This window comes from Rhodococcus sp. A14 (assembly GCF_011603105.1).
Lineage (GTDB): Bacteria > Actinomycetota > Actinomycetes > Mycobacteriales > Mycobacteriaceae > Rhodococcus_F > Rhodococcus_F opacus.
On record NZ_JAAOQS010000029.1, the window covers coordinates 41,088 to 60,663 of the forward strand.

Genomic DNA, 19,576 nt, shown 5'->3' on the forward strand with positions numbered 1-19,576 from the left:
CGGGGAGAACTAGACGAAACCGGGAGTGTGAAGTGGCTGATTCGTCCTTCGATGTGGTGAGCAAGGTGGAGCGTCAGGAGGTGGACAACGCCCTGCATCAGGCCGGCAAGGAGCTGTCGACCCGGTTCGACTTCCGGAACACGGGAGCATCGATCGAATGGTCCGGCGAGGAAACCATCACCTTGACGGCCGACACCGAGGAGCGACTGCTCGCCGCCCTGGACGTCTTCAAGGAGAAACTGATCCGGCGTGACATCTCCCTGAAGGCGTTCGACGCGGGCGAGCCGGCGCAGTCCGGAAAGATCTACAAGCTGTCCGGCAGCCTCGTCCAGGGCATCACCACGGAGAACGCCAAGAAGATCACCAAGAAGATCCGCGACGAGGGCCCCAAGGGCGTCAAGGCGCAGATCCAGGGTGAGGAACTGCGGGTGAGCAGCAAGAAGCGCGACGACCTGCAGGCCGTGATCTCCCTGCTGAAGGGTGAGGACTTCGGGATCGCGCTGCAGTTCGTGAACTACCGGTAGGCGCTCCGCACCCGTGCGCCTTTCTGGTTGTAGGAACGACCAGAAAGGCGCACGGGCGGCGAAGCCGCCTACATGCCTGCCATGCGCTCGAGCCGCTCGATCCGGTCGGCCATCGGCGGGTGGGTGGAGAACATCCGGCTCATCTTCTCGCCGGTGCGGAATGGGTTGGCGATCATCAGGTGCGACTGCGCGGCGAGCTGAGGCTCCGGCGGCAGCGGTGCTGCCTGAGTGCCCTGCTCCAGCTTCCGCAGCGCGGACGCCAGCGCCAGGGGGTCGCCCGTGAGCTCTGCGCCCGACTGGTCGGCCTGGTACTCCCGGGACCGGGACACCGCGAGTTTGACGACGGTCGCGGCGATGGGCCCGAGCAGTGATACGAGGAGCAGCGCGATCGGGTTGGCGCCCTGTCCCCCGCCGCGCCCGCCGAACATGTTGGCGAACATGGCGAAGTTCGCGAGTCCCGACACGACGGCGGCCATGGCGCCGGCGACGGAGGAAATCAGGATGTCGCGGTTGTAGACGTGCGACAGCTCGTGTCCAAGCACGGCCCGCAACTCTCGTTCGTTGAGGATCTGCAGAATGCCGCTCGTCACGCACACCGCGGCGTGGCGCGGACTGCGCCCGGTGGCGAAAGCGTTGGGCGCGGACGTGGGGCTGATGTAGAGCCGCGGCATCGGCTGGTGCGCGGTGGTGGCCAGTTCCCGGACGATGCGGTAGATGACCGGGGCCTGCACTTCGGTGATCGGCTGGGCGTGCATGGCCTTGAGAGCCATCTTGTCGCTGTTGAAGTACACGTACGCGTTCATTCCGACCGCGAACACGATCGCCAGCAGCAGGATGGTGGGGTTGCGGAACAGCGCGCCGATGAACACGATCAGCGCCGACATGCCGACCAACAGAACCAGAGTCTTCGCCCCGTTTGCGTAGCGCACGTCACGCCTTCCTTGTCGTTGACACCCGATCACGTCGCACGAGTTTCGGGATCTTGATCATTCAACGAAACACGGTGGTGGGACGGTTCCCGCACGGACGACGAGAAATCGGGTGAAGACGAGTTCAGATACTGACGATACGGCTCAGCCGACGCGCTCGATCGTGTAATCGACGAGCTTCACGAGGGCGTCGTTGGCGGGGCCCTGCGGCAGCTCGGCGAGCTGCGCGCGCGCCTGGACCGCGAACTCCTCCAGCTTCGCCTTGGCGGCGGCCATGCCGGGCGACCGTTCGAGGAGCGCGAGCGCCTCCGCGACGTCGTCGTCGTTGGTGACGGGGCCGTCGAGGAGCACCCGGAGGCGATCGGCGTCGGGGCCCTCGTCGCGCAGCGCGTACAGGACGGGCAGCGTGTGGACGCCCTCACGCAGGTCGGTTCCGGGTGTCTTGCCGGACTGCGCGGACACCGAGGAGATGTCGATGATGTCGTCGGAGATCTGGAAGGCGGTGCCCACGGCGTCGCCGAGGCGTTCGAGCCGCTTCACGTGGTCGGCGTCCGCGCCGGAGAAGGTGCCGCCGAAGCGTCCGCACGCCGCGATGAGCGAGCCCGTCTTCTCCCACACGACCTTGAGGTAGTGCTCGACCGGATCCTGCTCGCCGCGAAGCCCGATCGTCTCGCGCATCTGGCCGGTGACGAGTTCGGCGAACGTCTCGGCGATGATGCGCACCGCCTCCGGTCCCAGCGTCGAGACGAGACGGGACGCGTGCGCGAACAGATAGTCGCCGGCGAGGATCGCAACGCTGTTGCCCCACCGCGAGTTCGCGCTGGGTGCACCGCGGCGCATCGACGCCTCGTCCATCACGTCGTCGTGGTACAGCGTGGCGAGGTGGACCAGCTCGACGACGGTGGCCGCCGTGACCACCGACGGGTCGGAGGCCTTCGGCCCGAGCTGGGCGGTGAGCACCGTGAACAGCGGACGGAAACGCTTGCCTCCCGCCTTCGCGAGATGCAACGCCGCCTCCGTGAGGAAGTCCTCCCCGTCGGAGAGCTCACTGACCAGCAGTTCCTCGACTTCCTTCAGTCCTTCACGGACCGTGGCAGCGAGCTGCGGGTCGCCGAGATCGATCCCGGCGACCGTAGTGCCCACTACAGCGTCGGCAGCGGTGTGTGCTGCGCCCTCGGTGCTCACGTTCTCAGTACCCATCCTGTCGTCAGTGACGGCTCGGTTCCCGCGCCGTCGGTGGCGGCTCGGCTACCACGGTAGTGAACCTAGCGGTTCCGCTGCCCGTCGGCCTCGCCGCGGTCGCATAGCGAAGCCTGACAGGATGTAGGTGTGGTCGCAGCAGAACAGTCGCCCGCGGGATCCCCGCTTCCCACCGCCACCGATGTCCTGGTCATCGGTGCTGGTCCGGCCGGTTCCTCGGCTGCCGCGTGGGCGGCCCGCGCGGGTCGTGACGTGGTTCTCGCCGACGCGGCGGTGTTTCCCCGCGACAAGACGTGTGGCGACGGACTCACTCCGCGTGCCGTCGCCGAGCTCGACCATCTCGGTCTCGGCGACTGGGTGCGGTCGAAAGGAACCAACCGCGGGCTGAGGCTCAGCGGGTTCGGTCAGGAGCTCGAACTGGAGTGGCCGGGCAGGTCGTTCCCGGCGGTCGGCAGCGCCGTCGCCCGCACCGAGCTGGACGACAGGATCCGTGCGACCGCCGTCGACGCCGGGGCCGTCATGGTGCAGGGCGCCAAGGCAATCGGCGTCGAACGGGACGGCGACCGGGTAACGGCGGTGACGCTGAAGACGTCCGACGGAACCCACACCATCGGCTGCCGGACGCTGATCGTCGCGGACGGCGTCCGGTCCACACTGGGCAAGCAGCTCGGCCGTGAATGGCACCGGGACACGGCCTACGGTGTTGCCGCCCGCGCCTACATCGCCACCGACCGCAGCGCCGACCCGTGGATCACCTCGCACCTCGAGCTGCGGGACGGAGCGGGGACGCTGCAGTCGGGCTACGGCTGGGTATTCCCCCTCGGCACCGGTGAGGTGAACATCGGCGTCGGCACACTGGCCACCGCCAAACGTCCGGCCCCGGGTCCGCTGCGACCGCTGCTCGACCTGTACACGGCGCAGCGGCGCGACGAATGGAACTGGGACGGCGAGCTGCGCGCGGTGGCGTCTGCGTTGCTGCCGATGGGCGGTGCGGTGTCGCACATCGCGGGCCGGAACTGGGCGATCATCGGCGACGCGGCGGCGTGCGTGAATCCGCTGAACGGCGAGGGCATCGATTACGGGCTCGAAGGCGGTCGCCTGGTCGCGGAAATCCTCGACGCCGACGACCTGACGGAGCTGTGGCCCGCGATCCTCCGGGAGCGGTACGGCCGGGCGTTCTCCGTGGCGCGGCGACTCGCCGGGCTGCTGACCGTCCCCCGGGTTCTGCCCGCGTCCGGTCCGGTGGCCATGCGGTCCCGTGCGCTGATGACCATCGCGGTCCGGGTCATGGGCAACCTCGTCACCGAGGAGGACAGCGACCTCACCGCCCGCGCGTGGCGGGCGTCCGGTCTGCTGTCGACGAAGGTCGACTCGCGACCGCTGTTCGGCTGACGTTCAGCGGGTGGCGCGGTGCAGGGCAACCACGCCGCCGGTGAGGTTGCGCCACTGCACGTTCCGCCACCCGGCGGCCTCGATGCGCTGCGCGAGTTCCTGCTGGGTCGGCCAGGCGCGGATGGACTCCGCGAGGTACACGTAGGCGTCGGGGTTGCTGCTGACGGCGCGCGCGACCCGCGGCAGCGCCCTCATCAGGTACTCCATGTAGACCGTGCGGAACGGCCCGAACACCGGGGTCGAGAACTCGCTCACGACGAGGCGCCCGCCGGGTTTGGTGACGCGGGCGATCTCGCGGAGACCGGCGTCGAAGTCGGAGACGTTGCGCAGCCCGAAGGAGATGGTCGCGGCGTCGAACACGGCGTCGGCGTAGGGCAGGTGCATCGCGTCGCCCGCGACCATCGGGACGTGGCGTCCACTGCCGGCCTGCAGCATCCCCTTGGAGAAGTCGGTGGCCACACACCAGGCACCCGACCGTCCGAGCTCGACGGTAGAGACCCCGGTCCCCGCCGCGAGGTCGAGAACGCGCTCCCCCGGCTTCAGTGCCAGGGCCGAGCGCGTCGCCTTCCGCCAACTGCGGTCCTGACCGAACGACAGGATCGTGTTGGTGAGGTCGTAGCGCTTCGCGACGCCGTCGAACATCGACGCGACCTCGTGCGGATCCTTTTCGAGCGACGCCCGCGAACCGTGTGTAGTTGCCACGCCCGAAACGCTACCAACCGCGCCCGGCGCCGATGTCGGCGCCGGGCGCGGCGGCGAGGCGGTCACTTCTTGGAGACCCGCACCAGCTTCTTGTTGACGAATTCGTCCATTCCCCACGGACCGAGTTCGCGCCCGACGCCGGAGCGCTTGACGCCGCCGAACGGCAACCCGGGAAGCGTGGTGCCGTGCTCGTTGACGAAGGCCATGCCGACGTCGAGCCGGTCGGCGACCTCACGTGCCCCGTCGAGGTCGGTGCTCCACACCGAACCGCTGAGACCGTAGGAGGAGGAGTTGGCGAGTTCCACGGCTTCGTCGGCGGTGGCGACCTTGTAGACGACGCCGACGGGCCCGAACAGTTCCTCGCTGTACGCCCGCATCTCGGGGGTCACGTCGACGAGCAGGGTCGGTTCGACGTACGAGCCGGGGCCGTCGATCTTCTTCCCGCCGGCGAGGAGCGTCGCGCCCTTGGCGACGGCGTCCTCGATCTGCTCGATCAGCGAATCCGCGGCACTCTGCGAGGACAGCGGCCCGAGGACGGTCTTCGCGTCGAGCGGATCGCCGGTCGAGGTGGCCTTGAAGGACTCGGCGAGCTTGGAGACGAACTCGTCGTAGTTCGGCTCGGTCACGATGAAACGTTTGGGAGAGTTGCAGGCCTGGCCCGCGTTGGACAGGCGGGCACGGGTCGCGGTCTTGACCGTGGCGTCCATATCGTCGGTGTCGAGGACGACGAACACGTCGGACCCGCCGAGTTCGAGCACCACTTTCTTGAGGTTGCGGCCCGCCGTCTCGGCGACGCTGGTCCCGGCCCGCTCGCTGCCGGTGAGCGAGACGCCCTGGACACGCGGATCCGCGATCATGTCGGCGATCTGCTCGTTGGTGGCGAACACGTTGATGTACGCGTCCTCCGGGAGACCGGCCTGCCGGAAGATCTCCTCCATCAGCAGTGCCGACTGCGGACAGTTCGGGGCGTGCTTGAGTAGCACGGTGTTGCCGAGCATGAGGTTCGGCGCCGCGAAGCGGGCGACCTGGTAGTACGGGTAGTTCCACGGCATCACGCCGACGAGCGCACCGATCGGCCTGCGGTAGACCACCGATTCGTCCGCACCCGGCACGTCGAGCCGTTCCGCCTCGAGCAGCGCGGGGCCGTTGTCCGCGTAGTAGCGGTAGATCGCCGACGAGAGCTTGACTTCGCCCTTGGCCTCCCGGACGGGTTTGCCCATCTCAAGGGCGATCATCCGCGCCAGTTCGTCTTCGCGCTCCGCGTAGAGATCGGCGGTTCGGCCCAGAATCCGGGCGCGTTCCTCGGCGGCGGTCGTCCGCCAGTCGAGATATCCGTTGTGGGCGCGGGAGAGCGCCGACTCCACTCCTGCATCGTCCAAGGTCGTGAATTCCCGGACGGTTTCACCGGTCGCGGGATTGACAGTCTTGTACTTCGCCATACTCCGGGCAACCACGAGCCGGCCTCTCGAATTCCCCACCGGTTTCGATCCGCTGGTCAGGCCGCCCGGGACTCGCGAAAGTCCTGCCCGCCCACAACCGCCGCGTAGTGACCCAGCAACTCGTCGCAGATCGCAGGCCACGTGCGGTGCAGCACCGACTGCCGGGCGGCCTCACCGAAGCGGGCGCGCATGCGGCGGTCGCGCAGTGCGTCGACGGCGCTCGGCAGCAGTTCGCCGAACCGGTCGACCGGAAGCAGGTAGCCGTTGCGGCAGTGCGCGACCAGATCCCGCGGACCCCCGGCATCCGGTCCGATCACCGGCACCCCGCTGGACAGCGCCTCCTGCACCGCCTGGCAGAACGTCTCGTGCTCGCCGGGGTGGACGAAGACGTCCAGGCTCGCGTAGGCCTCCGCGAGCTCCACACCGCCGAGCTGCCCGGTGAACACCGCGTCGGGCATCAACCGGTGCAGGCGGGCCCGCTCCGGACCGTCGCCGACGATCACCAGCCGCACCCGCTGGTCGCCGGCGAGTGCGGCGAGCCGCTCGACGTGTTTCTCGGGCGCGAGCCTGCCCACGAATCCGACGACCGGCCGATCCGAGCCGCCCAGCCAGGAGTCCCGCAGACCGGTGCTACGACGCGACGGTGCGAATCGAGTGGTCTCCACGCCGCGCGCCCAGCGATAGACCCTCGGAATCCGCTGCTCGGCGAGCGCCTCGACCGCCGACGTGGACGGCGCGAGAGTGCGCGTGCAGCCCCGGTGGATGCGACGCGTCCAGGCCCACGCCGCGCGACTGGTGATGCCGAGGCCGTAGCTCTCGGCGAAACCCGCCACGTCCGTCTGGTACACCGCGACCGTGGGGACGTCGAGCCGGTGCGCCGCACCCAGCCCGCCCGCACCGAGGAGGAACGGTGACGCCAGATGCACGACGTCGGGGTCGAACGCCCGCAGCGCGGCGGTGAGTCCGGGCTGCGGCAGACCCACCGGGAGCGAACTGACCTTCGGCACCATCACCGCAGGCACCCGGTAGACGGGTACGCCGCCGTGTTCGGTCGGCGCGGACGTCTGCGATCCGACCGTGTCCGGGGCGACGACCATCGCCTGGTGTCCGGTGCGCTGCAAATGGTCGAGAACCCGCAGCACCGAGTTGGTCACACCGTTCATGTTGGGAAGAAACGATTCCGCGACGATGGCTACTCTCACGCGCTCAGCGTGGCAGTGCTCGTGGTCACAGCAGCGAGATCGACGTGACCGTCGCGCGAAGTTCCGGGAAACTCAGGATGACACTGCCGGCTGGGCCTCCGCCGAACTCTCCCGCCGCCGCAGGTACCAGATCACCGGTCCCGCGATCAGCCAGGTCACGACGATCAGCGAACCGGCGGGGACGACGGCGACGCTGGCGTCGCGCCCGGACACCCGCACCAGGTCGGGGTCGCTGCGCGCGTATTCGACGTCGATGCGCTGCCCCACCGTGAGCTTCGTCGGGTACAGCACGCCCAGTTCGGGGTTGTGCGTCACCCCGTCAGGGGTGACGAAGCTGATAGCCGACCGCAGCGAGCCCGCCGACAGCACCTCCGCCGTGGCCACGCCCCGGTCGGATTGGATGGTGTGGTCGTTGCGCCAGGCGGCCAGCACGAGGAGCACGGCCAGGACCGAGATGCCGATCACCGCCACCAGCACCCCCCGCCGGACGCGCCGCGACACCCGCGCATTCACAGTTGTGCCCGCACCGCGGCGTGCAGTTCGCGCAGCCCGGAACGTTCGGTGGTCACCTCGAGCACCCGGATTCCGCGGTCGCCGGGCGCGTCGGGCGCGCTCAGCCGCGTCGACAGCTCACCCAGACCCACCAGGTGATGCTCCACCCGGTAGGCGGCACAGAGTGCGGCGAGATCCATCCCGTGCGGAGTACCGAAGACCCGCTCGAACACACCGGCGTACTGCGGATCGCCCTGCTCGAGCAGTTCGAAGATGCCGCCACCGTCGTCGTTGGCGACCACGATGGTCAGGTCCCGGGGCCGCGGTTCGCCCGAGCCGATGAGCAGCCCGGACGCGTCGTGCAGGAACGTCAGGTCGCCGAGCAGGGCCACCGTCCGCCCCTCCTCGTAGGCCAGCGCCGACCCGACGGCCGCGGACACGGTGCCGTCGATGCCGGCGACACCCCGGTTGGACAGCACCCGGATCTTCGGCGCCGGATAGCTGACGAGCGCGGCGTCCCGCACGGGGTTGGACGCCCCGAGCAGCAACTGGTCACCGTCGGTCAGGGCGTCCATGACGGCGGCCGCCACGTGCAGTCCCGTCGCCTTCGGGTGGGCGGCGAGTTGCGCGCGCACCGCCTTGTCGGTGTGTTCGGACAGCGTGCGGCACCGATTGATCCAGGCCCGGTCGGGTTCACCGGACACGACCGCCCGGGTTCCGGTGGCCAGCACGTTGCCGGACACGTCGGGCCAGCGGGGGCCGGTGGTGAGCGCGTAGACGGCCACCGCCGGATCGGCGAGGACCTTCGACACGGACCGGTGGAGGGTGGGGCGTCCGGTGATGACGGCCTGCCGCGGTTTGAGCTGCGGCAACGCCATCGGATGCACCGGGATGCCGTGCAGCGGCGCGGTCGGCTCGGCGACCGTCGGCAGTCCGGCGAGTTCGGGCCGCAGGGCGGACCCGTGCCCGGAGATCACGATGGTGTCGGGGGTGAGGTCGAGGTCCATCGGCACGTCGAGCGTCGCGTGCTGGGTGGTGGTCCACGCCGCCCCGCCCGGTCGTCCCTGCGGGACCGGACCCTGCGCGTGGACGTCGGGGACGAGCGGTTCCCGGAGCGGGATATCGAAGTGCACGGGACCGGCGTTGCCCGACCTCGTGCCGCGCGCTGCGGCGAGGACCCGGCACACAGCCGAACGCCACTGGCTGTTCTGCCGGGCATCGTCCTCGGCCAGGCCCAGGCTGATGGTCGCGCGCACCTGGCTGCCGAACAGACCGAGTTGTTCGATGGTCTGGTTGGCGCCCGTGCCGAGCATCTCGTACGGGCGGTTGGCGCTGAGCACCACGAGCGGCACCCGGGCGTAGTTCGCCTCGAGGACCGCGGGTCCGAGATTGGCGACGGCGGTGCCGGACGTCATGACGATCGGGACGGGACGCTTGCCGGCCACGGCCAGGCCGAGCGCGAGGAATCCCGCGGTGCGTTCGTCGATGCGCATGTGCAGACGGAGCCTGCCCTCGAGGTCGGCGGCCTGCAGGGCGAACGCCAGCGGCGCGTTGCGCGAACCCGGGCAGAGCACGACCTCGCGTACTCCCCCGCGGACCAGTTCGTCGACGACCGCGGTGGCTTGTGCAGTGGACGGGTTCACGACATCAAGAGTGTCAGATCCTCCGGCACCCCCGCCCGGCGACCTCGCCGGGTGAGTTCACGGCCACATCGCGGGCGCTGACACCATGAACGCATGCGCACAGTCTTCGATCCCGCCGAACTTCCCCCACACCGCATGTATCAGGTGCTGACCGCCTCGATCGTGCCCCGGCCGATCGCGTGGGTGTCCACCGTCTCGGCGGACGGGGTGGCCAACCTGGCCCCGTACAGCTTCTTCTCTGTGTCCAGCACCCACCCGCCGGTGGTGCAGTTCACGTCGGTGACCCGCAAGGACAGCCTCCGCAACATCGAGGCGACGGGAGAGTTCGTGATCAACGTGGCGACCGAGCCGCTGATCTCGACGGTCAACGCCAGTTCCGCCACGTTCGACAGCGAGGTCGACGAGTTCGCTGCGCTGGGTATCGACACCGAACCCAGTGAGCGGGTCCGTCCCGTGCGGGTCGCGGGTTCGCCGGTCGCCATCGAGTGCACCCTGCACCAGGTGATACCTGTCGGTGATTCGTTCGTGGTGATGGGCGACGTCGTGACGGTCGCGGTGCGGCCCGAGGCGCTCGCCGACGACGGACTTCCGGACTTCGCGGAGCTCGCCCCGCTCAGCCGACTCGGCCGCAACGAGTGGGGTCTGCCGCCGAAGGTCGTGAGGCTCGACCGACCGCATCGCCCCGCCTAACGGATCGATTGGTTAGGCTTACCTGACAAATCGCACCGCTACCGGGGGAGTAACCGACGCCATGGCTCAACGCAGCAAGTTCGTCAAACCTCAGAGTCGCCGGATCGCGTCCGCACGCGTCGTGGCGGGCAAGCAGATCAGCCCGAACTTCGTCCGCGTCACCATCGCGGGCGAGGAACTCGACTCCGTCAGCCCGATGGGGTTCGACCAGTGGTTCCGGATGTTCATCCCCCAGCGGGGACAGAGCACGCTGCGGTTACCGACCAGCGCGAGCAACCTCTGGTACGCGCAGTACAAGCTGATGTCCAAGGACACCCGGCCGGTCGTGCGCAACTACACGATCCGCGAGATCCGGTTGGCGGGATCGGGAACGTTCGGCGACAGCACCGAGATCGACATCGACTTCGCCTCGCACGGCGACCTCGGTCCCGCGTCGGCGTGGGCCAACTCGGCCGCGGCCGGTGACGAGGTGGCGATCCTCGACGAGGGGCTGATCTACAACCCGACGCCGGACGCCGAGTGGCAGCTGCTCGTCGGTGACGAGAGCGCGCTTCCCGCCATCGTCGGGATCCTGCGATCGGCTCCGCGGGACCTGCGGGCCGAAGTCTTCGTCGAGATTCCCGATGCCGAAGACGCTCAGGAAGTTTCGGTGGGTGACGGCGTGAACGTGCACTGGTTGGTGCGCGAGGACGCCGATGCCCGTCCGGGAGTGCTCGCACTCGACACCGTGAAACAGGCGGAGCTGCCGACCGGGCCGTCCTACACGTTCGTGGCCGGCGAGAGCGAGCTGACGACGGCGCTGCGACGCCACCTCGTGAACGAGCGCCGCATCCCGAAGTCCGACATCTCGTTCACCGGGTACTGGCGCCACGGCCACGCTGCCAACTGACCACAGGTGAGTGGCACAGCACGCCGGGGCGCGCCGGGCCACTCACCTGGGTTCTCAGTTGGCGTGCTTCTGAACGAGGGCGCCCAGACGCGGAAGTGCCTCGATCACATTCTTCTTCGCCGACGGACGCAGCGACGAGTACACCTTCTTGACAGCACCGCGGTCGCTGCCCTCGATGCGCTCGTCGGTCACACCGAGGAGCGAGTCCGCGACCTCCTCGCCACGCGCGACCAGGTACTCGGAGAATCCGGCCTCACCGCTGGCGGTGAAGGCCTGCCAGTACGGCTCGAGCTTGGTGACGAATGCCGGCAGCAGGCCCTCGATGGCGTCCGGCACGATCGACGGTCCCACCTTCTTGACCGCGCCGTATCCACCCTTGAGTGCCAGTCCCGAGGCCCCCGACTTGTCCGAAACCTCCGCGTCGATGAGAGCCTGGACGTCTGCGATGACCGCAGGAACGCGCGACTCGTCGAGCAGGGTTTCGTTCAGAGCTGCAACCACTTTCAATGCCTCCGTATTGACTGAGCGATCAGGTCCGGCAGACACTATACGAAAAACCGGACTCCGCGTTGTTCGAGCAGGCCATGGCACCGGCGGGCCCGCTCGATCCACCAGCGTGAACGCTCCGCGGACGCGGCGAGAGCCGTGACGCGTTCGACGTCGGGTGCCACCGCGTCGACGGTGAGTTCGCCGTCGACCGGTTCGCGGGGGCGGGCCACGTCCGCCTCGAAGAGTCCCCCGGTACCCAGACCGCAGGCGAACTGCAATTCGGGGAGCGCGGCGGCAGCGGCGACACCGGCGGCGATACCGACAGCGGTGTCCAAGGCGCTCGACACGACCACCGGCACACCGTACGAAGACAACTCGTCCGCGAGCGACAGCAGCCGCCGCATTCCCCCGAGCGGGGCGACCTTCACGACGGCCACGTCGGCACCGCCGGCCCGCACGACCTTCAGCGGATCCTCGGCGCGCCGGATGCTCTCGTCGGCGGCCACCCGCACGTCGGGCATCCGCCTGCGGACCTCCACCAGCTCGGGCACGCTCGCGCACGGCTGCTCGGCGTATTCGAGCGGACCGTCGACGGTCAGGGCCCGCAGCGCGGTCTCGGCCTCGTCGACCGACCACCCCCCGTTCGCGTCGACGCGCACGTTCGGAACGAGTGCGCGGACCGCCCGCACCCGCGCGACGTCGTCGTCGAGCGTCTGACCACGTTCGGCCACTTTCACTTTCGCGGTTCGGGCACCGGGGTAACGCTCGAGCACGGCGGGCACCCGGGCGGCGTCGACGGCGGGGACGGTGGCGTTGATCGGCACTCGCGTTCGTACCGCGGGCGGCGGCCCGAGCCAGGCGTCCTCGATCGCCGACTGCAACCAGTGCGCCGCCTCGTCGTCCGCGTACTCGGGGAACGGCGCGAACTCGCCCCACCCCGCGGGACCGCGCAGCAGTAACGCTTCTCGCGTCGTGATGCCGCGGAACCGCACGCGCATGGGCAGACTCACCACGACGGCATCGGCCAGGACCTCCTCCAGGGAGGGCAGGGACGTCACGACGTCAGGGCTGCCCGGGCAGCAACTGGAGCATGAGGGCCTCGCAGTCGGCGAGCAACGTGTCGTCCTGCATCAACCGTGCGGTGATGAACGTCTTGCGACCCTCCACGCGGTCGACGCTGCCCTCGACGGTCAGCCGCGTGTCGAGCGGTGTGATCGCGCGGTAGTTCACATGCAGGTAGGCGGTGCGGCTGATGGGCCGCCCGTACGCGTGGACGATCATGCCCATCAGGTCGTCGAACAGCAGCGGCAGCGTGCCGCCGTGCGCGGCACCGTTGCCCCCGAGGTGGTAGCGCCGGAACATGCCCGCACTGCGCACGCCCTCGGGCCCGAACTTCTCGATGTTCCACGGCGGCATGAGGAGACTCCCCCGGCCCGGCAGCTCGATCGTGCGGCCCGCCGGCGACCGCCCCTCGGGAACGACGTGCGGTCCGAGCAGTTCGGCCAGCTTCTCCACCTGGTCCGCGGCCTGCGCGAGCACGTCGTCCGGGGCGTCGACCGACACCGCGAGGTCCTGCAACGTGCGCATTCCCTCGACGAACCGCGGCCAGTCCGGACCGGGCGTCACCGGCTCGTACTTGGGGAACCCGCCGTGGTGCTCGTACTCGTCGTCGCCCTTGCCGTCGAGACGGGTGACGTCGGCAGCCTGTTCGCTCATACCTGCACGGTAAACCCGGGCAAACTCGTGCGCGCGCGGACACCCGCCAACCGCACCCGATAACCTCGGAGCCGTGACTTTCAACCCGCAGCACTGGCGACCGGTTCCCGGTTTCGAGAACCTGACCGACATCACCTACCACCGGCATGTCACCCAGGGAATCGTCCGGGTGGCGTTCGACCGTCCCGAAGTGCGCAACGCCTTCCGCCCGCACACCGTCGACGAGTTGTACCAGGCGCTCGACCACGCCCGGATGACGTCCGACGTGGGCGCCGTGCTGCTCACCGGCAACGGTCCGAGCCCCAAGGACGAGGGGTGGGCGTTCTGCTCCGGCGGCGACCAGCGCATCCGCGGACGCAGCGGATACCAGTATGCGGAAGGCGAAACCGCGGACACCGTCGACAAGGCCCGCGCCGGACGTCTCCACATCCTCGAGGTCCAGCGGCTGATCCGGTTCATGCCGAAGGTCGTCATCTGCCTCGTCAACGGCTGGGCCGCGGGCGGCGGTCACAGCCTGCACGTGGTCTGCGACCTGACCCTCGCCAGCCGCGAACACGCCCGTTTCAAGCAGACCGACGCCGACGTCGGCAGCTTCGACGGCGGGTACGGCAGCGCCTACCTCGCCAAGATGGTCGGCCAGAAGTTCGCCCGCGAGATCTTCTTCCTCGGTGAGACGTACACCGCGGAGGAGATGCACCAGATGGGCGCCGTCAACAAGGTCGTCGACCACGCCGAACTCGAGGACGTCGCGATCGACTGGGCCACCAAGATCAACGGCAAGTCCCCGCAGGCCCAACGCATGCTCAAGTACGCGTTCAACCTGCAGGACGACGGCCTCGTCGGTCAGCAACTGTTCGCCGGCGAGGCAACCCGCATGGCGTACATGACGGACGAGGCCGTCGAGGGCCGCGATTCGTTCCTCGAAAAGCGTGAACCGGACTGGAAGCCGTACCCCTGGTATTTCTGAGATCCCCTACGTGTACTCGACCGCCATGCGGTCGATGGTGCCGTTGAACGGGAACGGCGCCCGGTCGTAGTAGTCCAGCGACACCGGGGATCCGAGGCAGGTGCCGACGTCGAGACAGTCGTTGGCTGTGAACAGCAACGGCACGCTCACCGGCACCTGCCCCTCCCCGACGACACTGCCGTCGACGCAGAGCTTCACGTTCAGCGGGCCACCGGGCCGCGTCTCGACGAACTCCGTGACCACCTGCACCGTGCGGGTGCCCGGCGGGATCGGCACGGTCGAACGAATCTTGGTGCGCATCAGGATGAACAGGTTGTACTCGTAACAGAGGTAGCCGTCGTCGACGAAACACGTGAGTCCGCCGGCGTTACTCCCCAGCGCGTAGAGCACTCCGCTCGGATTGTCCGGAGCGGAGAGGTCGAGGGTGACCCGGTTGTTCTTGTTCCCCAGCGCGGGAGCGCAGAACTCGGGCATACGGATCGTGTCGCCGGAGAACTCCCAGCTCGTGTACGGCGTCGTGATCCGCTGCTCGGGATGCAGCGCGATGACCCACAGCCCGCCGCCGACGGGGAGCACGTTGTTCTTCGCGGCCTCGATCGCGAACAGTTCCCGCAATTGCGCCAGCTTCCGCGGATGCTGCTCGGCGAGGTCCCGGTTCTGGGTCCAGTCCTCGTCCAGGTTGTAGAGCTCCCACACATCGTCGTCCGGGCTCCAGTCGCGGATGCCACCGGGCACACCCGCCGCCCAGGGTGCGCGTGGCCCGAACGCGGACGCCATCCAGCCGTCGTGGTAGATCGCCCGGCTGCCCATGATCTCGAAGTACTGAGTGAGCTTTCCCCCGGTGGCGCCGCGTTCGACGAGCGTCTGCGCGAAGCTGGCGCCGTCCACCGGATCCTGCGGAACACCGTTCACCGTCCGTGGCGGAGTGATCCCGACGATGTCATAGAGCGTCGGCACCACGTCGTTGCAGTGCAGGAAATGCGTGCGGGGCGTCGGGTCCGGTGCCACCTTCGCCGGCCACCGGACGACCATCGGGTTGCGGGTGCCACCGAGATGGGAGGCCAGCAGCTTCATCCCCTTGTACGGTGCGCTGCCCGCCCACGCCCAGCCCGCGTGATACATGTTGTCGGTCTTCGGCGACCCCAGGACGTCGAGGCCACCGAGTTCCTCGAGGGCCGCGATGTGCTGGGCAGGTGTGGTAGGAATACCGTTCTGCGCCAACAGTTCACTGATCGTGCCGTTCTGCCCCTCACCGGACGAGCCGTTGTCGCCCCAGATGTACAGGACCAGCGTGTCGTCCCGGTACCCCAGACGGTCGAGCTCGTCGAACAGCCTGCCCACCTGGACGTCGCAGTGCTCGGCATACCCGGCCGCGACCTCCATCAGCCGGCGCTGGAAGGGTTTCTCGTCGTCGGGAATGTCGTCCCATGCGGCCATCGTCGGGTCCCGGTCGGTCAGCTCCGCTTCGGGGGGAATCCAGCCCTTCTCCTTCGCCCTCGTGAAAACCCGCTCCCGGTAGGCATCCCAGCCGTCGTCGAACTTCCCGGCGTACTTGTCGGCCCACGGCTTCATGATGTGGTGCGGTCCGTGCAGACAGCCGCTGGCCCAGTACATGAAGAACGGTTTGTCGGCGTCGAACGCCTTGTGCCTGCGCAGCCAGCCGATGGCGTCGTCCGCGAGATCCTCACTGAGGTGGTAGCCCTGCTCCGGGGTCTTCGGAGGCAGCACCACCGTCGTGTTCCGCACCAGGTTCGGCTCGTACTGCGACGCCTCGCCGGCGAGGAAGCCGTAGAAGTACTCGAACCCGAGACCCGTCGGCCAGTTGTCGAACGGACCGGCTGCGGTGGTCTCCTCGGCCGGCGTGTTGTGCCATTTCCCGAAAGCGGCAGTGCTGTACCCGTAGTGGCGCAACACCTCGGGCCCCGTCGCACTCGACCTCGGGATGTGGCCGGAGTAGCCGTCCCAGTCGTTGGCCAGCTCGGCGATCTGCCCGTTGCCGACGCGATGGTGGTTGCGTCCGGTCAGCAGCGACGCGCGGGTCGGCGAACACATCGCGGTCGTATGGAATCGGTTGTACCCGACACCGTCCTGCAACATTGCGTCGAGCGTCGGGGTGTTCACCTCACCGCCGAGGCCACTCGGCAGACCGGGCCCGGCGTCGTCGATGAGGACGACCAGAATGTTCGGGGCGTCGTCGGAAAGCCGCCGCTTCTTCGGAAGTGGGCTGTACACGGACTCCTGCATGGTCCGGCCGGCGATGCTTCCCGACGGCGTCGGCGGGAACGGTAACGATTCGCCGCCCGCTATCGGCTCGCCTGTCACGCTCGATTTCATGGCCCGGTCCCCTCGTCGTCCGCTGCTGTCGATCCAGTCCAGCACCGGGCGGTCACGCACGAGTAGACCCTCCGAGGGTGAAATACGCGGGCGGATTCGTCGCCTCGGCAGGAGAGGGCACGCGACGTCTCCGATTCGGGCACACTGACCCACATGAGCATCGACCGCGAGGTCCCCGCACCGGAACACCGCCGTCCGCCCGGAGTGAGCGACGACACCGTCGCCGCGCTCGGGAAGTTGTCGGAGGCCCTCGAAACGGTCGAGCGTGCCCGCGGGCACCTCTACTCGTTCCATCAACTGATCGGCCACGCCGATCTTCAGCTCGGCGAAGCCGTAGACGCGCTCCGCGCCGCGGGACACGCGGCCGTCGCGGACCGGGTGGAGACCGAACTCGTGGGACGCAACGTCGTCGAAGGCCGGTGGACGTTCCAGCTCGTCGAAGAGTTCGACGATCACTACTGGTCGCCGCTGCGCGAGCACGAGCGGGGCGCACGTCACGAACTCGCCGACGGAAGACGGCACCTGTTCGAGGCGGAGATGAAGGAAGATCGACGCACACACGGCCGGACGGGACACGAAGCCCGGCCCGGCGAAGGAGGGTGACGGGTGGAGATCCTCAGCAGCAGGACGATTCTGCGGCCGCGCGACTACACGACGACACTGGGCTTCTACCGCGACATCCTCGGGCTCGCCACCGCCCGCGAATACCCCGGGGGCACGGTGTTCTTCGCCGGTCAGGGTCTGATCGAGGTTGCCGCGCACGGCGGAACCGGTGAGTCGTCCTCCTTCGACGGCGCCCTGTGGCTGCAGGTTCGCGACCTCACCGCGGTCCAGACCGAGCTTGTTCTCGCCGGGGTGAAGATCGACCGCGAGGCCCGGCAGGAACCGTGGGGGCTGTTCGAGATGTGGATCGCGGACCCCGACGGAATCCCGATCGTTCTGGTGCAGATTCCGGAGGATCACCCCATCCGCCGCGACTCCCGTCCGAAGGGTGAGAACTGACGGGAAGCCATACGCAGGAGTGATCCTGGACACCGGACGTCAGCTGTACATTTTCGGTTGAAATCCGCACAATCTGGGTGTGACCGCAGAGCTCGTAGTTCTCCTGGTGGTGGTCGTCACCGCCCTCGCTTTCGATTTCACGAACGGCTTTCACGACACCGGCAATGCAATGGCCACCTCGATCGCGACGGGAGCTCTGCGCCCCAAGGCGGCTGTCGCGCTCTCCGCATCGTTGAATCTGGTCGGCGCGTTCCTGTCCGTGGAGGTTGCGGCGACAGTTGCCAAGGGCGTGGTGAATCTGGGAGAAGTGGGCGGCGAGGATCTGCTGCTCATCGTGTTCGCCGGCCTGGTCGGCGGCATCATCTGGAATCTGGCGACGTGGCTGCTGGGCCTGCCGTCGAGCTCGTCCCACGCGCTGTTCGGCGGACTGATCGGTGCGGCCATCGCATCCATCGGCATGAGCGGTGTCGAGTGGGGCGGCGTGCTCAGCAAGGTCGTCGTGCCCGCCGTCCTCGCCCCCGTTGTCGCAGCACTGGTCGCCACCGCGGGCACCAAGCTGGTCTACCGGATCACCTCCGGCGTGCCGGAGGACACCAAGGAACACGGGTTCCGCATCGGTCAGATCGGTTCCGCGTCCCTGGTGTCGCTGGCCCACGGAACCAACGACGCCCAGAAGACGATGGGCGTGATCTTCCTCGCACTCGTCGCGCACGGGTCCCTGTCCGCCGAGGACGAGATGCCGTTCTGGGTGAAGCTCAGCTGTGCGATCGCCATCGCGCTCGGCACCTACCTCGGCGGCTGGCGCATCATCCGCACGCTCGGTAAGGGACTCGTCGAGATCGCCGCTCCCCAGGGCATGGCCGCGGAGTCTTCGTCCGCCGCCATCATCCTGACGTCCAGCCACCTCGGACTGCCGCTGTCCACCACGCACGTCGCGACCGGCTCCATCCTCGGCACCGGCCTCGGCCGCACGGGCGCCGAGGTCCGCTGGGGCATCGCCGGACGCATGGCCGTCGCGTGGCTGGTCACCCTGCCGTCCGCGGCGATCGTGGGAGCCGTGTGCTGGGTCATCGCCCACATGATCGGCGGTCTGCCCGGTGTTCTCGTCGTGTTCGCCGCCCTGATCGTGCTCGCCGGGTTCATGTATTTGCGCTCCCGGCTGCAGCCGGTGACGTCCGGCAACGTCAACGCCGAATGGGAGTCGGGCGAGACCGACGTTCCCGCCGAACCCATCGAACCGGGCGTGGCCGAGACCGCGGACTCCGCCGGTCCCGCCACGAACCGCTGAGGGGCTCGCCATGACACTGCTGACCACCACCATCCACTCGCTCTGGCAGGTCATCCTCGTCGGACTGCTGTTCGGCGCGGGCCTCCCCGCGATCTTCGCGCTCGGACTCCGGTCGCTCGGCGGCACGGACACCGGTGAGGGAGTCTCGCAGCCGACCTTCGCAGGCCGGATCGGCGCCTGGGCCTGCTTCGCCGTGGTGCTGATCGCGATCATCACTGGGATACTTCTCTTGATGCAGGGCTTTTTGGCCAGCAGCTTCGGTATCCACATCTTCTGAGCGGCGACCGCGAGTCCCGTTCCATCGACGAAAGAGGCCGAACGCGTGCCCAAGAATTCACTTCGCTCCGTGCTCGACTGGCTACGCGCCGGGTACCCCGAGGGAATCCCGGCGAAGGACCATTTCGCGTTGCTGGCCGTGCTGCGTCGCCGTCTCACCGACGAGGAGATCGAACAGGTCGTTGCGCTGTCCATCGAGACGGCCCACGAGACACCCGAACGCCACGTCGACTACGACAACATCCGCCGTCTCATCAGCGAGATCACCCACGAGGAACCGTCCGAGGAGGACGTTGCCCGGGTGACGGCGAACCTCGAGGCCGGAGGGTGGCCGGTCGGACCCGACGCCGAATGCGGCGACGGCTCCGGCGACACGGAAGAAACCCGCGACGCCGGCTAGCC

21 protein-coding genes are annotated in these 19,576 nt (G+C 68.5%); 10 read left to right on the top strand and 11 right to left on the bottom strand.

All coding sequences use genetic code 11. The features are described from left to right. The first annotated feature begins 32 nt into the window (after positions 1–32). A complete protein-coding gene (locus G9373_RS17410; protein WP_005252088.1) occupies positions 33–524 on the top strand; it encodes a YajQ family cyclic di-GMP-binding protein in 492 nt (163 codons plus the stop codon). A 68-nt stretch (positions 525–592) separates the two neighbouring features. Here G9373_RS17410 and htpX read toward each other — a convergent pair whose 3' ends face one another. Together htpX and G9373_RS17420 are read right to left on the bottom strand one after the other, a co-directional pair. After that, a complete protein-coding gene (htpX, locus tag G9373_RS17415) occupies positions 593–1,453 on the bottom strand; it encodes a zinc metalloprotease HtpX (protein ID WP_005252087.1) in 861 nt (286 codons plus the stop codon). A gap of 144 nt (positions 1,454–1,597) precedes the next feature. Further along, positions 1,598–2,653 carry a polyprenyl synthetase family protein gene (locus G9373_RS17420; protein ID WP_005571705.1) on the bottom strand — a complete coding sequence of 352 codons (1,056 nt, stop codon included), beginning with the start codon at positions 2,651–2,653 and terminating at the stop codon, positions 1,598–1,600. Positions 2,654–2,782: 129 nt separating this feature from the next. Between G9373_RS17420 and G9373_RS17425 the strand changes: the two genes are divergently transcribed. Next, positions 2,783–4,045, top strand: a complete 1,263-nt coding sequence (locus G9373_RS17425) for a geranylgeranyl reductase family protein (RefSeq protein ID WP_133984980.1) — start codon at positions 2,783–2,785, stop codon at positions 4,043–4,045. Between the two features lie 3 nt (positions 4,046–4,048). On the opposite strand, the gene G9373_RS17430 is transcribed toward G9373_RS17425, so the two are convergent. The 5 genes from G9373_RS17430 to menD form a co-directional block, all read right to left on the bottom strand. Then, positions 4,049–4,747 carry a demethylmenaquinone methyltransferase gene (locus G9373_RS17430; protein ID WP_037204242.1) on the bottom strand — a complete coding sequence of 233 codons (699 nt, stop codon included), beginning with the start codon at positions 4,745–4,747 and terminating at the stop codon, positions 4,049–4,051. A gap of 62 nt (positions 4,748–4,809) precedes the next feature. Next, entirely contained in the window at positions 4,810–6,186 is a 1,377-nt protein-coding gene (locus G9373_RS17435; protein ID WP_133984981.1) for an NAD-dependent succinate-semialdehyde dehydrogenase, read from the bottom strand. 56 nt (positions 6,187–6,242) lie between these two features. Continuing rightward, positions 6,243–7,388 (bottom strand): glycosyltransferase family 1 protein, encoded by a 1,146-nt coding sequence (locus G9373_RS17440; RefSeq protein WP_133984983.1) that lies wholly within the window; start codon positions 7,386–7,388, stop codon positions 6,243–6,245. 72 nt (positions 7,389–7,460) lie between these two features. Next, entirely contained in the window at positions 7,461–7,901 is a 441-nt protein-coding gene (locus tag G9373_RS17445; RefSeq protein WP_043793881.1) for a DUF3592 domain-containing protein, read from the bottom strand. Further along, positions 7,898–9,523, bottom strand: coding sequence for a 2-succinyl-5-enolpyruvyl-6-hydroxy-3-cyclohexene-1-carboxylic-acid synthase (gene menD, locus G9373_RS17450; protein WP_064080679.1), 1,626 nt, complete (start codon positions 9,521–9,523; stop codon positions 7,898–7,900). The genes G9373_RS17445 and menD overlap by 4 nt, the downstream gene beginning before the upstream one ends. 93 nt (positions 9,524–9,616) lie before the next feature. Here menD and G9373_RS17455 point away from each other — a divergent pair, with 93 nt between their 5' ends. Both G9373_RS17455 and G9373_RS17460 read left to right on the top strand, forming a co-directional pair. Continuing rightward, complete coding sequence (locus G9373_RS17455; protein ID WP_005574505.1) at positions 9,617–10,213, top strand: flavin reductase family protein; 597 nt, start codon at positions 9,617–9,619, stop codon at positions 10,211–10,213. A 61-nt stretch (positions 10,214–10,274) separates the two neighbouring features. After that, the gene (locus G9373_RS17460) at positions 10,275–11,102 is read left to right on the top strand and encodes a siderophore-interacting protein (protein WP_120660514.1); all 828 of its coding nucleotides are present in this window, start codon (positions 10,275–10,277) and stop codon (positions 11,100–11,102) included. Positions 11,103–11,156: 54 nt separating this feature from the next. Here G9373_RS17460 and G9373_RS17465 read toward each other — a convergent pair whose 3' ends face one another. From G9373_RS17465 to G9373_RS17475, 3 genes are read right to left on the bottom strand one after another with little or no spacing between them, the layout of a single operon-like run. Next, the gene (locus G9373_RS17465; RefSeq protein WP_005574507.1) at positions 11,157–11,603 is read right to left on the bottom strand and encodes a hypothetical protein; all 447 of its coding nucleotides are present in this window, start codon (positions 11,601–11,603) and stop codon (positions 11,157–11,159) included. A 44-nt stretch (positions 11,604–11,647) separates the two neighbouring features. Beyond that, the gene (locus G9373_RS17470) at positions 11,648–12,649 is read right to left on the bottom strand and encodes an o-succinylbenzoate synthase (protein WP_120660513.1); all 1,002 of its coding nucleotides are present in this window, start codon (positions 12,647–12,649) and stop codon (positions 11,648–11,650) included. Positions 12,650–12,653: 4 nt separating this feature from the next. Continuing rightward, entirely contained in the window at positions 12,654–13,307 is a 654-nt protein-coding gene (locus tag G9373_RS17475; RefSeq protein ID WP_005258299.1) for a PaaI family thioesterase, read from the bottom strand. A gap of 73 nt (positions 13,308–13,380) precedes the next feature. Between G9373_RS17475 and G9373_RS17480 the strand changes: the two genes are divergently transcribed. Continuing rightward, positions 13,381–14,274 carry a 1,4-dihydroxy-2-naphthoyl-CoA synthase gene (locus tag G9373_RS17480; RefSeq protein ID WP_005252069.1) on the top strand — a complete coding sequence of 298 codons (894 nt, stop codon included), beginning with the start codon at positions 13,381–13,383 and terminating at the stop codon, positions 14,272–14,274. A 6-nt stretch (positions 14,275–14,280) separates the two neighbouring features. Here G9373_RS17480 and G9373_RS17485 read toward each other — a convergent pair whose 3' ends face one another. Next, a complete protein-coding gene (locus tag G9373_RS17485) occupies positions 14,281–16,668 on the bottom strand; it encodes an arylsulfatase (RefSeq protein WP_005564459.1) in 2,388 nt (795 codons plus the stop codon). Between the two features lie 93 nt (positions 16,669–16,761). Here G9373_RS17485 and G9373_RS17490 point away from each other — a divergent pair, with 93 nt between their 5' ends. From G9373_RS17490 to G9373_RS17510, 5 genes are all read left to right on the top strand, one after another. Further along, positions 16,762–17,211, top strand: coding sequence for a hypothetical protein (locus G9373_RS17490; protein WP_005564458.1), 450 nt, complete (start codon positions 16,762–16,764; stop codon positions 17,209–17,211). 3 nt (positions 17,212–17,214) lie between these two features. Further along, positions 17,215–17,610 (top strand): VOC family protein, encoded by a 396-nt coding sequence (locus G9373_RS17495; RefSeq protein ID WP_005258305.1) that lies wholly within the window; start codon positions 17,215–17,217, stop codon positions 17,608–17,610. Positions 17,611–17,689: 79 nt separating this feature from the next. Next, entirely contained in the window at positions 17,690–18,898 is a 1,209-nt protein-coding gene (locus G9373_RS17500; protein WP_005564456.1) for an inorganic phosphate transporter, read from the top strand. A 10-nt stretch (positions 18,899–18,908) separates the two neighbouring features. After that, on the top strand, positions 18,909–19,175 hold the full coding sequence (locus G9373_RS17505; RefSeq protein WP_005258308.1) for a hypothetical protein: 267 nt from the start codon (positions 18,909–18,911) through the stop codon (positions 19,173–19,175). A gap of 45 nt (positions 19,176–19,220) precedes the next feature. Beyond that, positions 19,221–19,574, top strand: a complete 354-nt coding sequence (locus G9373_RS17510) for a DUF3349 domain-containing protein (RefSeq protein ID WP_005258309.1) — start codon at positions 19,221–19,223, stop codon at positions 19,572–19,574. Positions 19,575–19,576 lie beyond the last annotated feature (2 nt).

Coding starts and splice junctions, on each gene's coding strand:
- G9373_RS17475 (WP_005258299.1), bottom strand. CDS start 13,307: ATGAGCGAACAGGCTGCCGACGTCACCCGTCTCGACGGCAAGGGCGAC.
- G9373_RS17460 (WP_120660514.1), top strand. CDS start 10,275: ATGGCTCAACGCAGCAAGTTCGTCAAACCTCAGAGTCGCCGGATCGCG.
- G9373_RS17435 (WP_133984981.1), bottom strand. CDS start 6,186: ATGGCGAAGTACAAGACTGTCAATCCCGCGACCGGTGAAACCGTCCGG.
- G9373_RS17420 (WP_005571705.1), bottom strand. CDS start 2,653: ATGGGTACTGAGAACGTGAGCACCGAGGGCGCAGCACACACCGCTGCC.
- G9373_RS17455 (WP_005574505.1), top strand. CDS start 9,617: ATGCGCACAGTCTTCGATCCCGCCGAACTTCCCCCACACCGCATGTAT.
- G9373_RS17505 (WP_005258308.1), top strand. CDS start 18,909: ATGACACTGCTGACCACCACCATCCACTCGCTCTGGCAGGTCATCCTC.
- G9373_RS17490 (WP_005564458.1), top strand. CDS start 16,762: ATGAGCATCGACCGCGAGGTCCCCGCACCGGAACACCGCCGTCCGCCC.